This window comes from Halorubrum sp. AD140, assembly GCF_034497445.1.
In the GTDB taxonomy this organism is placed as follows: domain Archaea; phylum Halobacteriota; class Halobacteria; order Halobacteriales; family Haloferacaceae; genus Halorubrum.
Genome location: NZ_JAXRUU010000014.1, coordinates 25,717 through 39,559 on the forward strand (window position 1 = coordinate 25,717; position 13,843 = coordinate 39,559).

Genomic DNA, 13,843 nt, shown 5'->3' on the forward strand with positions numbered 1-13,843 from the left:
ACTGAGAGTTCTTCGCAGGGGGCAATTCTCAGACACTGTCGGGTTCTACTGCGCTCCATACGCCGTACGCGAACACGGCAAATCCTGTAATACGGCTCTGTTGAAATCCTTAGGAAGTGATACATTCAGACTGGGTGTGGTCGGTATATTTGAAGTATGGATCGCTCAATACAGGAGACACATCGATTGGCAGGGAGTCAAACTATCGGGACCATGTCAGCGAAGCCTTGCGATAGCCAGACCGTGGATTCAGCAGTAAATATCGAAGAGTAGATACTCTGTCGATATATCCCACACCTGTTAAGTAACTACTCCGCTGTTGGGCTTGGTATCGGTCGGACTGACGGTCACGAGCATCGATACTCGTCCGCTGGAGGCGTGGGCAACACCAGCGCGCGGCTGAAGGTGTATCCCACGACCGACCAGGCCCAGACGCTCGCGTATAGATAGCCGACTCCGAGGCCGGCCAATCCGACGAAGGAGAGCGCGATGGCCGAGAGGGCAATCGCCCACGACTTCAGATACCGCCGCCCCCCTTCCATGGCGCGCCGGAAAGCCTTGTCCGGTCGGTAGAGATAGCTCATGTCGCGACGGGCCGCGTTTATCGTCATCCCACCGGGGAGCGTGAAGATGGCCAATGCGAAAAGCAGGGCACTGACCCCAGCGAACCCCCATGCGACCGTATCACCACCTGCTACGTACCAGCGCGAGAGAGCTGCGATGCCGACAATCCCAGAGGGGGACAGATAGACGACAATAGCCAAAAAAGCGCGGAGTCCGCGCTGGAAGGTCCGCGTCCACGGTTTGAAACCTCGAAAATAGGGCGGCGAGTCCTCAGCGAGCCGATAGACGACATCGAGGCGATGCCCGAGGTTCAAAATCCAGCCGACGGGTGGAATGAGCAGAACGGTCCCTCCAACCAAGATGTCGCGACGGCGCGAGGCGTTCGCGATCGGAAATCGAAACGCCTCGCGCCAGGTGACCGGGTGCCACGATTCCGGGGAATTGGCAGCATCGCCTCGGTCAGTCATGGACTTGCGATAGCGTACGTTTCCGAGATTGTTCGTCCCACGTTCGGATTACTCCCGGAAACATTGCTTCTAGCGTTTTTATACCCAGTATGTCGTTAAGAACTCACCGATTGAGCAAACGGGTTACGCTGTGTCTCTCACACGGCTATCAGACAGATCTTTGAACTGGCAGAATCTCTGGCAGTCAATACGCAGTTCCCATCGACCGGCTGTTTCAGGAAAGAACAAATCTGAAGAAGAGGATTTCAATAAAGCCTGTAATACCGACATAGCTGAACAGAGCCACCGAGATACCAAGAGAGATGAATATCGCGGCTTTTCCACCGAGATCGCACACTTACCACTGTCCTGCCGGGAGTTTAATACAGCTATCTGTGAAAAAGCCTCGTATGCCCGAGTCATCTACCATCGACCCTGACACTGCCGACTGGTTAACCCTTGACGAGGATGAAGAGATCGTTTGGTCTGGGAAACCACACGAGAGTAGCTTGATCCCGGCGCTTGTCGTTGGACTGCCCCTTTCTATCATCCTCATTGGGTTATTCATCATCGCCGGGTCCTATCTACAACGCGAGAATACGCAGTACATTGTGACGACCGATGGGCTATACAAGAAGACGGGAATCCTTTCACGTGACGTCCAGCGCATCGACTTCGGAAAGGTCCAGAACACCTCCTACAGCCAAGATTTCTTCGGCTCTCGGTTCGGCTATGGAAACGTCGATATTTCGACCGCTGGCGGCTCCGGGATCGAGATGCAGTTCCGGTCAGTCCCCGACCCGCGCGAGGTTCAGGAACTTATCAACAAACGCGTGAAGGGCAGCCGTGGTCAATCGAAGACCGAATCGGGTGAAACCAAGCGGGACGTCCTTGACGAGATCCTCGTCGAACTCAGAGCGATCCGCTCTACTCTCGACACACAACAGGAGCCGACAGGAAACACCGCAGCCACGACATCCAACACCGACACTGCGGTGGGCGAACAATCCGCTGGAGAGGACACCACCAGTCAGAATGAGTTCGTGAGTAGCAACCAGACAATCGAGGATTCTCCTGCTGACCAAGAGTCGGCAGATGAACGGTAGCCAGCCATGACGGATTCGATCGATCCGGCGATCCCGCTCGACGCAAACGAATCGGTCGAATGGTCCGGTCGCCCGCGGATCACGACCATTCTTCCAGCAGTCGTAATCGGCGTTCTCCTCCTCGTCTCCGGGATCGTGGGCAGTGTTACGAGAGGGACCCCGATTTTCCTCGCAATCGTCCCACTCGGAGTGGCGGTCCCGCTCTGGAAGTACTTCTCTCTTCAAGGCGTCCAGTACGTGATCACGGACGAAGCACTCTACGTGAAACGCGGCGTGTTGACCCGGTCTGTCACGCAGGCGAACCTCGAAACCGTTCAGAACAGCTCTTTTGGGCAGGACATCACGGGGTCGATCTTCGGATACGGCTCAGTGACGTTCGAAATCGCAGGTGGGGACGACCTCTCGTTTCGGGCGATCGAAGACCCTCGTACAATCCGGGCGCTCGTCGATCGAACAGCATCGAACGACGATGGTCTCGGTGGGAACGATCGACGAGACTCCGGTATCCCTGGAGATCTGACGCAGTGGCAGCAGATCCGTGACGAGATCCGAGCGATTCGCAGCTCTCTCCAAGAGTGACATCCGTCCCGTCGTGAACGACGGGTTTCCCGTACCGCAGGTGGTCCATTCCACGGTCAGTACGAGGCCAGTGTTATCACCAGTGCGTTCCATCTTTGACTATTGTGGCACCACGAGTATCCGAAATTGAAGAAACATTCTGGAACCGTCATTCGAATCCGAAGAGTGGATGGAGTCGAACGATACTGCTTTCGGCGATCCTCTATGCGATCTACCATCGCAATTAGAAGGTAGCGGCAGTAGCCGTGATATTCACCGTCGTTAACCCGGTACTGTTCGATCCACCTGAAAACAACGACGCGTGGATGACGCGTGTGGTCCTCGCTGAGCAATGGTGGAAAAACGAAGATCGTAGATTCATCGGTCTGTCGTATCCAAACGTTCTTACTGTCGTGAATATCCCAACGACGATCTACGCAATCATAGCGGCATACCGCAAGCAACCTGTTCGGTCAGCACTTGCTGGAGCAGTGTCTATGCTCCTGAAATTCTGGTATGTAGCCGAACTTGTGCGCGAGTATGAAGCCGAGAACGAACACTGATGCCTCTGTCGAAATCCTACTCCTCAGGTATATTCTCGCCTGAAACAGCCGGTCGAGGGACCTGCGAACCTACCGATTACTCACAGATACATTCCGAGGTGACGGCCGGGTTCACACCTTGAGCCATGAGACCAGTCAGTGCTCGTCTGTCGGGTCTGATGTCGCCTCGTCCACGGGTTCCTTCGATCGCCGATAACTTCGGATGAACGCATAGGCTAGTCCCAGTACTGCTCCGATACTTAAGACGCCTGGACCGACGGCAAGAGAGATCTCGGTGGGCGTCGAAACGAACGAGAATAGGTACGTGAACGTTCCTTCGGTTCCGACCGTAAGCGACTCGACGCCGAGAAAATCCAGGATGAGCGGGCCACTAACTGCGAGGAGGATGAACACCACAACGGTGGCGACAGCGGCACCCGAGAGGGCGTCCCAGACGAGTGCAGTCACCGAAATCCGGCGCGGGCGATCGCTCGCCCGTCCGTAAATCCGGACGCCCTTCGGATGATCCTGCAGTCTGGCGTCGGCAGGCACGCCGAGCAGCGTCATCGTCATCCAGAGGTCAGCGATCGCTCCGGCGGCGTTCGCCGAGAGCGGCACGATGAGCCACCCCCACTCGAAGATGAGCATTACCGGTACGCCGACGGCGGTCATCACGACCAGCGGCGTCAAGAGTAAGACGATGAACTGGTTACGGGTGAACTCGTGGTCGGTCGTCGCGTAGGCGTACGGCAGGATGAAGTGTGCGACCCCGACGCCGTATTTCGGCTCACCGCCGTAGTAGCGGATAGCGAGCCCGTGCAGCCACTCATGCGGGATGAGGATGATCGTGCCGAGAACCAAAATCACGAGCACATCCAGCGCGCTCGTCCACCATTCAACTCCGGCAGGTGCAAACTGGAAGGTCGCCGGGGAGCCGGTAACCGTCTGATAGAGTCCACCGAAAAGCGTCGCCGCGACGAATAGTCCGAGCGTGCCGAGACACGTCATCTGGATGGTGAGCCCCCGCGTCAGTTCAAGTTCCGCGAGCAGCGTCTCTCGTTCGGAGTGGGCAGCGGTGACCATAACGTCCGGTCTGTTGGGCTACTGAAATAACTGCCCTTGACCACCACCATCTCAGCGACAACTCAAGGCGTTTGTCGGTTTCGTGCACGCATGAGGTTGTACTGACCGTAACATGAGAGAATATCCTATTTTCCAACCCGCTGGGAGACCGTTTCGGCGACGACCCCCGTGAGCTACTGCGCACAACTGAATCCGGCTAGAACAGTAGCATTCCCACCGCGGACACTCCGACGAGGACGACGTGAAACGCGGCGTGTGCGACTATCGCCGTCTCCAGCGACCGCCGCCAGAACAGCCAGCCGAGCGCTACCCCCACCACCGCGTTCAACAGGACGGTTCGGAGGACCAGCGCGGTCGTGAGATCGACTGTCGACGCGAGCGCAGGCAGGTGGCCGGCGCCAAACGCGACCGCGCTAGCGACGAATGCGACCCACATCACCGCCGCGGGCGGCGTTTTCGTGCGCTCACGGAGTCGGTTCCGAAGCCGCCAGCAGACGAATGCGATCGGGGCCATGACGCCCCATCGGAGCAGGATTTCCTCCGTGATTCCGCCGTAGAGGAGCCGCATCGGAACCGACGTGAGCAGCTCCTCCATCCCCGCCGCATTCTCGACTGGTTCGAGTGACGCGACTCCCGTAAGCGGGGCGAACAGTGCGTCGAGGACGGCGACGAGAACGAACAGGGCCGCACCTATTCCGAGCGCGAGGGGGCAGTGATCGTCGAAACGCGTCCCAGTCCGGAGTACCGCCGGACGCCCACGCGAAGACGTGTGGGTGTAGTCCCGTCCGAGGAGCGGTTACCGTGCCGAGAGCCACGAACACGCCAAGGAGTACCGTTGAGTTCGCGGCTGCGACCAGCATGAGCATCGGATACGACAGGATCGCCAGCTCTGGGATCGCCCGAAGGGTTGGGACGGAGTAGATCGCAAGCGCGGCGACGCCGACCAGCCCGCGTACGAATAACGCGACTGTGTCCCGGACGGCGGAACCCCACGTCGGCGCTCCGTCGCTCATGGGTCTCTTCTCGACGGGTGACTGTTTGATACGACATCGAACGAATCGTCGATGTTGCCGAGCACGAGCAGTGCGTAGTACCGAAGATACGTGACGACGGGGACCTGTGCGAGCGTCCCGATAACAAGCATCGACAGTCCGAAGAGGAGTGCGAGTGCAACGAGGACGACGAAGCCGACAGTCGACGACAACGACACCGTCACGTGCATGATCGCGGCGACCATGAGCATGGGGATGAGCAACACAAGTGCGATGATACCGACGACGATCGAGGTGATGATCCCTGCCGCGACCGCCAACAGGAATGCGATGACGACGTACGCCACGTACTGTTTCCACGCGGTCTTGACCGACCCCCAGAGACGACGCCATGCCGCGAGGACCCCTGAGTCTGCCTGAATCATGAGCGGCACGACGAACACGGTCGTGAACCCCGACACCAACGCATACAGGACGCCGATGAGAAACACCACCGGGATCCCGACGAGGAACGCCGTGGCAGGAATCGTCGGATCGCGTCCGGTCACGATCGGAACGATGAGCAGTGCGAGCCAGCCGGCGAACAGCGCGAACATTGGGAGCCCGATCACGATCCGGAACCCGAACAGACGGATCCCCTGTCGCCAGCGCCGCCGCCAGTGCCGTCGGAGTGACACCTCGCCCGTACGGAGCGATTCGATCAGGACGAACTCCATGATCGCTCCGATCAGCGCGAACAGCCCGCCGAGGAGGAGTCCGGCGGCGACGAGTACGACGGCAAGCGTACCCACGTCGGGCGGAAGGCTAAACGGGATCTCACCGGTAGGGACGTCTCCCGGTGGCGTCGACGTGTTGAACTGTGCCGACGGGAAGCTCACGCCGCTCCCGACGAAGAATACGATAAGCGCGAGTTTTAGCCACCGACGCAGGTCAAAAGGTGTCAGAAACTCCCGTGTGATGCCGAACGCTTCCTCAACGTGTTCGACTGCATGGAGGGACATGGGCCGAGATACTCAAACAGCATAGTTATCGCTTCTGGTGGTGGCTTACGGGGACTCCTCTTACGGAGAATCGAGGAGAAAGCCTCGCGCTTCAGCGCGGGAAGAATGTCAACGGGCCTCGCTATTCTCTGAAGATTGGTTTCTATTCCGGAGCTGACGTTCGACGTAGCCGCTGCTCACTGCGATGATAAGTAACAGTGGCCAGCAGATGAGGTAAATATCCAGAGGGGTCCCTGGTTGGAGCGGATTCGGTGATCGAAGGGTCTGCCACATTAGATACATCGCCACTCCGTAGACCAATACCACACCGAGCAGCGGCGAAATGAGTTCGTATCGGATAACTAGCACTGTCAGCACACTCCCGATAACAACCCCTCCGAGGAGCGCCCACCAAAGCCACGGTCCGATTTGAACGCTCGTCAATGCATCCAACACGTTTGCCACACCGTACGACCACATCAACGTCATGAGCAAGACGAGGGCATATCCGAGCCCCCCAACAAGCGCTGCTCGTCGTGTCTTCCGTGAAACGGTGGAAAGGCGGGGAGGGATCGATATCATAGTCTGCGATAGAATGGAAGAAACATAAGAGGAGGGCCTGCTGAACAGCTATCGAATACAGATGCGATTTTGAGCGATGCGCACGTTCGCTTTTCGAACAGTTCAGGAGAGCAGATCTGGAAATAAAGAGACGTACTACGATGGATGTATCCTCTATAGTCAGCACGCACTCCAAAACTTATCACCACTCAATGATTTCAACAGAGCCACTAATCAATATCTCACAACAGATTGACCGGAGTTCTGGTACGACATCGCGGAGATTGTCGGGAGTGCTCCACGCAAGACATCGGCTGTTGAGTTCGAAAAGCCTGAATTCGTTGAGATACACCCAACTGTATGAAACTGGGAACGTCTTCGCCGTGGTCTCGATCTTTCAGTCGCTCTCTGATGTCTAATGTCGAAATATCAATCTCGTTCTTGTTCGCCGCTGTGACGAGCGAGTCGAGCTCTTCTTCGCTGGTAGCTTCGTCGAGATCGTCGGAGAAGTAGATAGTCGCGACAGCCGCGATGACGTCTGCTTCCGTAGCGAGCTTCTGTGCGGTCATCCACGCGTAGTCCCGCGGCAGTTCATATGATTTAGCGAAGTATGGTCTTGTGCTGATCTTTCTGAGTCCGATGATTTCGCCGCCGGCGTCCTGTTCATACACGGCGACAATGCTGTCAGTACAGAGAGTTACCGACGTCGAGCCAGAACGGAAATAGTCGGAGCTGGCGAAGCCTTTATACATGTATCGGGAATTCCACCCGGTATCCAACCGATGGAGTCAGCACAATTCTGGATTGTCCTCGTCGCAGTCTTCGGGAGTATCTGCGGGGCCGCAGTCGTCTGGCAGTTCACTACTGCGGACAGGCTCAGCTACAGAGCGTTCGCTGGCGTCTGGGTGGCCATCGCGGGTCTGTTTGAACTCGGGATGGCCAACGGGTATCTCCCCCAATCAAGGTTCTTCTCAATTTCCAGTGGCCTCAGTACCGTTATCGCAATCGGACTCGTGTTACCTTGGCTCTGGAGAGTGAACCCCGAACGGACGAACCACGGAACTGACGCGCAATAACCAATTCTTATCGACCGTCTGTTTTATGATATTGTCCTTACTGGCACGGTTACGCTTGTTGACCCGTCGGATGAGACGGTGTTGTCGGAATCGTTTGAATTGCCGCCGGAGACCGAGGATGAAGATACTGATGAAGAAAAGAACGAAGACGTGTAGACTGATTCTGGCACCTATGACGCAAGCGTGGAACTGGGTGAGTCCGAGGTCCAAAGGGAATCGACTGCTTCAGCCTCGATTTCGATCGACGACACGAGCAAAGAGATGATTGCGATCGCGTTCGGTGCAGACGAGTTCGACGATGCGATCGGCTTCAAAGTCGGTGAGTCGCTAAGCGAATTCGCACAGGCGTGATCGACACTGTCTGTTTCACCGGCAACGCCCTGCAAAAAGACTCTACTCGATCACATTCAAACTGATTTTGACTCTTCCAAGTTTTTATACGTACTATTATTGAGTTCCTCATACATATGCTCTCCATCACACGGCGAAAGACGATTATCCTGCTCACAGGGTGTGTTGCACTCGGAGCAATAGGCGGTGCCGTTGCACAGACGACACAGAAGAACGCACCACATCTGATCGTGAATAATCAAACTGAAAGGGAACTGGACATCACGACGGTCATCTATACCGCTGAAGATGCTGAGGAACTCGTCAACGACACGACATCCATTCCAGTGAACAGGGACCACGGATACACCGGCCTAGCTGCCAACGAACCGCTTGACGTGACGATTCGGACGGACACTGGGTTGGAGAACTCGTACCGGTGGGAGCGAACCGATCCGGAGAACGCACTGTCGATCGGTGTCTCGACGGACGAGATCGGGTTCGTCGTTGCAACGCCGCCCTAACGTGGTGATTCAGGATGGCCTCGAAATATCGACGCGGGTTCGACATTACCCGTGACAGCCTGCGCGTATTCACGCGAGAACCGAGTCTACTGCTTCTTCCAGTATTGAGTCTCCTCGCTGTCGGGAGCGCCTTTGCTGTTCTGGCAGCGATCCTCTTCCAACAGGGACTCGTCGCGTCGCTCGTCACCAATGACCTCTACCAGTACGGTGTGTTGTTCTGTGCGATTGCAATTTCTTCGAGTGTAGCGACGTTTTTCAATGCTGCTGTAGTGCACTGTGCGGCACAGCTGTTCGATGGCAATTCAACGTCCGTTCGAGATGGGCTCGCCGCAGCATGGCGTGCCCGCCGTCAGATTGCCGCGTGGGCCGTTGTCTCCGCGACGCTTGGCACGGTTCTGTACATCCTCGACGAGAAGTTTGGTGTCGTCGGAGGCTTGACGCGGGCAGTGTTCAATCTGGCGTGGGCGCTCCTAACATTCTTTATTGTGCCAGTTATCGTCCTTGATCAGCGACGGGATCTTCGTAGCCAGCTCCGGCAAAGCGGGTCGTTGTTCCGAGACACGTGGGGTGAAAGCGTCTCCGCCACACTCGGCGTGAGTTTCATCTTCCTACTGGTTGCGCTACAAGGTATTGGACTAGGTTCGGTGGGATACTTCATCCTCGATGGCGTGTTCGCTACTGGAGCGCTCGTCGGTGGTGGCGTGATCGTCGTCGCTGCCATCGTGGGATCGCAGACCGCCTCTGCGATCGTTCGGACCGCGTTGTATCGATACGCGACGACGGGTGAACAGGTCGGCCCGTTTGACGGTCGGGACCCGGATACGGTGTTCCCCGAGAGCTGACGATAGCGATTTACGACCGCCAGCCCTCTTCGACGTACGAAATCGTCGACCGGTACGAGACCGGGCTCGGCTGGCATACACATCCCAACGAAGCCGGTCGTCGGATGAGTCACGCTGTGGTTGGAGCTGATGGTGGCGTGTGGCTTATCGATCCGCTCGACTCGCCGGCGATCGACGGGGCACTTGCGACGCCTGGGGACGTACGCGGCGTGATCGTTTGCTCGAACTACCACGTCCGTGACGCCGAAATTCTCGCGATGCGTCACGATGTCCCAGTATACTGTCCCCCGTGGCTCACCCGGGCGGCATCTCAGCTCGACGCTCCGATCGAACCGGAGACGAATACAGTCGGTACGTCCGGATTTGAGTTACATCGTTGCCGCCCGTTCCCGGGGTGGTCTGAAGCGATTGCCTACCGTGCGACTGATCGAACGCTGTATGTTCCTGACGTACTCGGGACTGCACCGCTGTTCACCGTGGGTGAGGAGCGACTCGGGATGGACCTGCTGTGTCGGTTCACACCACCCCACCAGGTGTTCGAGGGGCTGTCTCCACAACAAATCCTCGTCGGCCACGGACCCGGAATCTTTGAGAACGCCTCGGCTGCCCTGCGGACAGCACTTGATGGAGCACGTCGCCGCTTGCCAGCAGCACTCCGATACAACGGGTGGGGACAATTTCGGGCGCTGACAGCGGCGCTCAGGAATCGAAGGTAGAGCGGATTAAATTGTTGAAATCCCACTAACGATCGAAAAACACTAACACGTACTCAAGATTAGTGTGATGAGATGGATCGAACAGAACTGTTTCTCGCCCTAATCGTGTTTCTTTTAGCGGCACTCATATACGAAACGGGAGATGGGAATACACCCGAATTTATCGTAATCCCCATTCTCTTGATCATTTTCTTGCTTCCAATTTACCTCATCGGTACGTTCATCATTGAAAACGTCATAAATGGATGATTTCCTTGTGCGGATCGCAACTGAGTCAAAAACTATCAAATAGTGTGGCTTTTACTCACGGATAGACGGCTAACTCGAATTCGTACCAACTCTCGTCGTAGATCGCATACAGATTCGGAAACGTCGTATACTCCGCATACTCGCTGTGTTCGCGTACGTGGTCGGCAGCGTTGAGCTGTGTGAGGACTACATCGAGTCCGTCCGACATCGGTGGCGACTCTTCGTAGAATCCCGAGACTGGTCGCCCATCTGTTGCCGTGTCGAGTACGTCCGTCGCCTTACTTGAGAGCGAGACCGTCGAAAAGTCGACTTCGAGAACAGTGTCGTGGACGTGTTGCTCGTATTCAGATTGAGAGTCACCGATCTGCTCGGCGGTGAACGTCCGTTCGGTGACGGAGATGGTATCCTGCTCAGCCCGGGCTTGAAACAGATGGTCGTTGTGTTGGAGATATTCGAACGGGGGTGATGGGACGAGATCGCTTTTGTCGGCATCGAGGTGGTCGTGATATGTGACACCGCGTGAACCGGGGTCCTGATCACCGACATCGATCGCGGGGTCTCGATCCGCAGCGGCGGCTTCCATCGCGTGCTCCAGTATCTGCTGATCACGATCGGACAGTGACGTGATCGGTACCGTTGCTGGATCGGCACCGTCGGACGATTCTGTATCCTGAAGATCAAGATAGAATTCCCACCAGTCACGTTCGACAGTTCGAACTGTATCAACGTGGATCCGGTAATACTGATCACCGTCTGTCGTGAACTGTGGCTGTTCCCGTTGTTCCGAGCCGAACTCGTACTCGTAGGTTAGTTCGTAGTTCAGCACCGTTACGGAGCCACTCGCAAACAGTTCCTCATAGACGGTGCGCTTGTACTCGTCGGGATAATCGATAGCGAACTGCGCTCGCTGTGCCGTCAGATCTGTCCGCAGGAACTTCTCGTATGGATTCTCTACTGGATAAGCACTCAACCGAAAACGACTATTCCCCGATGAAAGACAGCCAGCGACACTCGTGACGCCCATCGCCCCGAGTGTCGTCAACAGCGCCCGTCGAGTATATCCCGCACTCATCTGCTACGTCTGCCGGTTACCGGTGGGATTCGGAATGGCTTTCTCTCACAGAACTGTTCGAGCACTATCCGATACTGACGTGTTCTCACGAGTATCCAGGTATCGCTTGGCAGAGTGTTTTAATATCTCGATAGCTCAAATCGAATTTGTCCTTTGCGTCGTGTGTGCGAAACAGGCGTTACAAGGCCTCAAAATGGTTAAATCTGGCTCTGTTGAAATCCTCAAGTGATGATATATTTCTGCCGTCGTGCTACATACAGAGATTCTATACAGTAGACCGCTGATACTACCAGACGGGCTATTCCAATATTCACCTTATTTATAAGAACAACTGTGAAAGTTGAGAACCATTATGTTTTATGTATTCAGTTACTACATTCATTATGCCCTCCCTACCACCACACAGCGAGAGCAATTTCACCCTGTTACAACCATACTCAATCAGTAGTACCGGAAAAAAGGGTGAAGCAGTGATAGACGCATTCCAAGCTGCTAACATCGACGTGTTCGAGAAACCCACGACACTCTACGACTGGGTCAATGTTGATGCGTTAGAGAACCTCCGATGGACAGCTGGTCGTCCATATCTAGGCACACAAATCTGGGACCATCACGTCCTCATCACTACCGACGAAATACGAATTTATACTCCCACCGACAGCTGTGTCTGAAGAGCCTCAGCAGATACTGTTTACTCGGATTTACCCTACGTCGATACAAGATTCGCGCAGTCTATTCAGCACAGGGTTCCTGTCAGGGCTGAAGGATTTCAACAGAGCCTTAAATCTGGTTTTGATACTCCGTTCGACCTAAGATGTGGCCGTGGGAAGCAGTGGATGCGATGGTCATAGTCTCCGCATTCAAAGACGGATTTACCGCCCTTCGCGCAAATCCAATCCTGCTCGTCGCCGGTCTCCTCGTCGGGGGCGGCAGCCAACTACAATACCTCGATTACCTGATCGAATCACCATTCATCTCGGCAGGCACGTCACTCGCGTGGCTGCTCGTCTTCCCATTCGTTCTCGGCGGGTTTATCGGCACTGCCCAGGCTGCGATCGACGGCACAGACGCGTCGCTCACCGGCTTTTTCACTGCCGCTCGAACACATTACATTCGACTTCTCCTTGCAACTGTCTTGTTCGTACTGATCGTCTTTGGGACCGCTATCGGACTTGGATTCGTCGGGTTCGTCCTCGGAATCGGAACGATGGCGCTTGCCGCGATTCACGAGATGGCTGCGTTCGCTGCGGGCGTCGCCTCGTTGCTGCTCTGGCTGGTGTCGATCCTCGTCGTCATTATGTTCGTGCAGTTTTACGACGCCGCGATCGTCATTGAAAACGAGAGCGTTACTGACGCGTTCCGGAGAAGCATCGGACTCGTCCGCTCAAACCTCAAAAGCGTCGCCGGATTCTCGGTCGCATGGCTCGTCCTGCTGAACGTCTTCTTCATCCCCGAATACTTGCTTCAGTTGACGATGACGGACACTGGGCCGACTGGCGTAGTACCGATCGACCTTGGCATTCCGATCGCTTTCCTACTCCCGATCGGGATCGTCCTTTCGACGGTCGGATTTGCGTACTTCTATACGGTGTACACAGCCTACTATATGCGGTTGATCGCGCTCTCGCCCGCTGCCCCGGAATCAACATAACCACCGACCAATAAGTAGGAACGACAGTTTCGAACAGCCCACAGCCGAACTACACCCCCGCAACCGACATCCACAGAAGCTACCCACACCTATGGCACGACTCTTCCCGACACAAACGGACGCCGCCGTCGAACGAAGTGACAATCCTGCCGTACTGAGTCTCGACGATGACGCGACACGCGACGTGATCGAAGCGTTATCCTCGGATACCGCTTACGAGATCTTCGGTCTGCTCAACGAGACACCGGCGACCCCCTCGCGGATCGCTGATCAACTCGACCAGAGCGTCCAGAACGTCCACTACCACTTGGAGAACCTCGAATCGGCCGGTGTGATCGAAGTCACGGACACCTGCTACTCGGAGAAAGGCCGTGAAATGAGCGTGTACGTCGTCTCGGAAGACCCAACGCTGCTCTTTCTCGGCACCGAGGATGATCGACCGAGTCTCAAACGGGCGTTCAAATCCTTTGCCTCGCTACTCGGTCCCCCATCCATCCTGCTTGCCGCCGGCGAATCCATCTCCCAGTTCGTCACCGCCGAATGAGTGAACA

At 56.1% G+C, this 13,843-nt stretch carries 15 protein-coding genes; 9 read left to right on the plus strand and 6 right to left on the minus strand.

The features are described from left to right. Positions 1 to 347: 347 nt before the first annotated feature. Positions 348 to 1,031: a DUF4013 domain-containing protein gene (locus tag U4E84_RS05480; protein WP_322531088.1), complete on the minus strand. Its 684-nt coding sequence runs from the start codon at positions 1,029 to 1,031 to the stop codon at positions 348 to 350. 389 nt (positions 1,032 to 1,420) lie between these two features. Between U4E84_RS05480 and U4E84_RS05485 the strand changes: the two genes are divergently transcribed. The 3 genes from U4E84_RS05485 (at position 1,421) to U4E84_RS05495 (ending at position 3,237) form a co-directional block, all read left to right on the plus strand. Continuing rightward, the gene (locus tag U4E84_RS05485) at positions 1,421 to 2,116 is read left to right on the plus strand and encodes a PH domain-containing protein (protein WP_322531089.1); all 696 of its coding nucleotides are present in this window, start codon (positions 1,421 to 1,423) and stop codon (positions 2,114 to 2,116) included. 6 nt (positions 2,117 to 2,122) lie between these two features. Further along, positions 2,123 to 2,695: a PH domain-containing protein gene (locus U4E84_RS05490; RefSeq protein WP_322531090.1), complete on the plus strand. Its 573-nt coding sequence runs from the start codon at positions 2,123 to 2,125 to the stop codon at positions 2,693 to 2,695. Between the two features lie 245 nt (positions 2,696 to 2,940). Then, positions 2,941 to 3,237, plus strand: coding sequence for a DUF6653 family protein (locus tag U4E84_RS05495; protein ID WP_322531091.1), 297 nt, complete (start codon positions 2,941 to 2,943; stop codon positions 3,235 to 3,237). 135 nt (positions 3,238 to 3,372) lie between these two features. Here U4E84_RS05495 and U4E84_RS05500 read toward each other — a convergent pair whose 3' ends face one another. The 4 genes from U4E84_RS05500 to U4E84_RS05515 form a co-directional block, all read right to left on the minus strand. Beyond that, a complete protein-coding gene (locus tag U4E84_RS05500) occupies positions 3,373 to 4,299 on the minus strand; it encodes a DUF3267 domain-containing protein (protein ID WP_322531092.1) in 927 nt (308 codons plus the stop codon). Positions 4,300 to 4,495: 196 nt separating this feature from the next. Next, the gene (locus U4E84_RS05505; protein WP_322531093.1) at positions 4,496 to 4,894 is read right to left on the minus strand and encodes a CPBP family intramembrane glutamic endopeptidase; all 399 of its coding nucleotides are present in this window, start codon (positions 4,892 to 4,894) and stop codon (positions 4,496 to 4,498) included. Positions 4,895 to 5,308: 414 nt separating this feature from the next. Beyond that, positions 5,309 to 6,292, minus strand: coding sequence for a hypothetical protein (locus U4E84_RS05510; RefSeq protein ID WP_322531094.1), 984 nt, complete (start codon positions 6,290 to 6,292; stop codon positions 5,309 to 5,311). 782 nt (positions 6,293 to 7,074) lie between these two features. Continuing rightward, on the minus strand, positions 7,075 to 7,584 hold the full coding sequence (locus tag U4E84_RS05515) for a hypothetical protein (RefSeq protein ID WP_322531095.1): 510 nt from the start codon (positions 7,582 to 7,584) through the stop codon (positions 7,075 to 7,077). A 30-nt stretch (positions 7,585 to 7,614) separates the two neighbouring features. Here U4E84_RS05515 and U4E84_RS05520 point away from each other — a divergent pair, with 30 nt between their 5' ends. The 4 genes from U4E84_RS05520 (at position 7,615) to U4E84_RS05535 (ending at position 9,604) form a co-directional block, all read left to right on the plus strand. Continuing rightward, positions 7,615 to 7,908 (plus strand): hypothetical protein, encoded by a 294-nt coding sequence (locus U4E84_RS05520; protein WP_322531096.1) that lies wholly within the window; start codon positions 7,615 to 7,617, stop codon positions 7,906 to 7,908. A gap of 183 nt (positions 7,909 to 8,091) precedes the next feature. Further along, positions 8,092 to 8,259, plus strand: a complete 168-nt coding sequence (locus U4E84_RS05525) for a hypothetical protein (RefSeq protein WP_322531097.1) — start codon at positions 8,092 to 8,094, stop codon at positions 8,257 to 8,259. 116 nt (positions 8,260 to 8,375) lie between these two features. Next, positions 8,376 to 8,762: a hypothetical protein gene (locus U4E84_RS05530; protein WP_322531098.1), complete on the plus strand. Its 387-nt coding sequence runs from the start codon at positions 8,376 to 8,378 to the stop codon at positions 8,760 to 8,762. 14 nt (positions 8,763 to 8,776) lie between these two features. Continuing rightward, the gene (locus U4E84_RS05535; RefSeq protein WP_322531099.1) at positions 8,777 to 9,604 is read left to right on the plus strand and encodes a DUF6159 family protein; all 828 of its coding nucleotides are present in this window, start codon (positions 8,777 to 8,779) and stop codon (positions 9,602 to 9,604) included. 1,020 nt (positions 9,605 to 10,624) lie between these two features. Here U4E84_RS05535 and U4E84_RS05540 read toward each other — a convergent pair. Continuing rightward, positions 10,625 to 11,611, minus strand: coding sequence for a hypothetical protein (locus U4E84_RS05540; protein WP_322531100.1), 987 nt, complete (start codon positions 11,609 to 11,611; stop codon positions 10,625 to 10,627). A gap of 871 nt (positions 11,612 to 12,482) precedes the next feature. Between U4E84_RS05540 and U4E84_RS05545 the strand changes: the two genes are divergently transcribed. Beyond that, positions 12,483 to 13,292 (plus strand): hypothetical protein, encoded by an 810-nt coding sequence (locus U4E84_RS05545; RefSeq protein WP_345785501.1) that lies wholly within the window; start codon positions 12,483 to 12,485, stop codon positions 13,290 to 13,292. Between the two features lie 91 nt (positions 13,293 to 13,383). Then, positions 13,384 to 13,836, plus strand: coding sequence for a helix-turn-helix domain-containing protein (locus U4E84_RS05550; protein ID WP_322531102.1), 453 nt, complete (start codon positions 13,384 to 13,386; stop codon positions 13,834 to 13,836). The last annotated feature ends 7 nt before the right edge of the window (positions 13,837 to 13,843 follow it).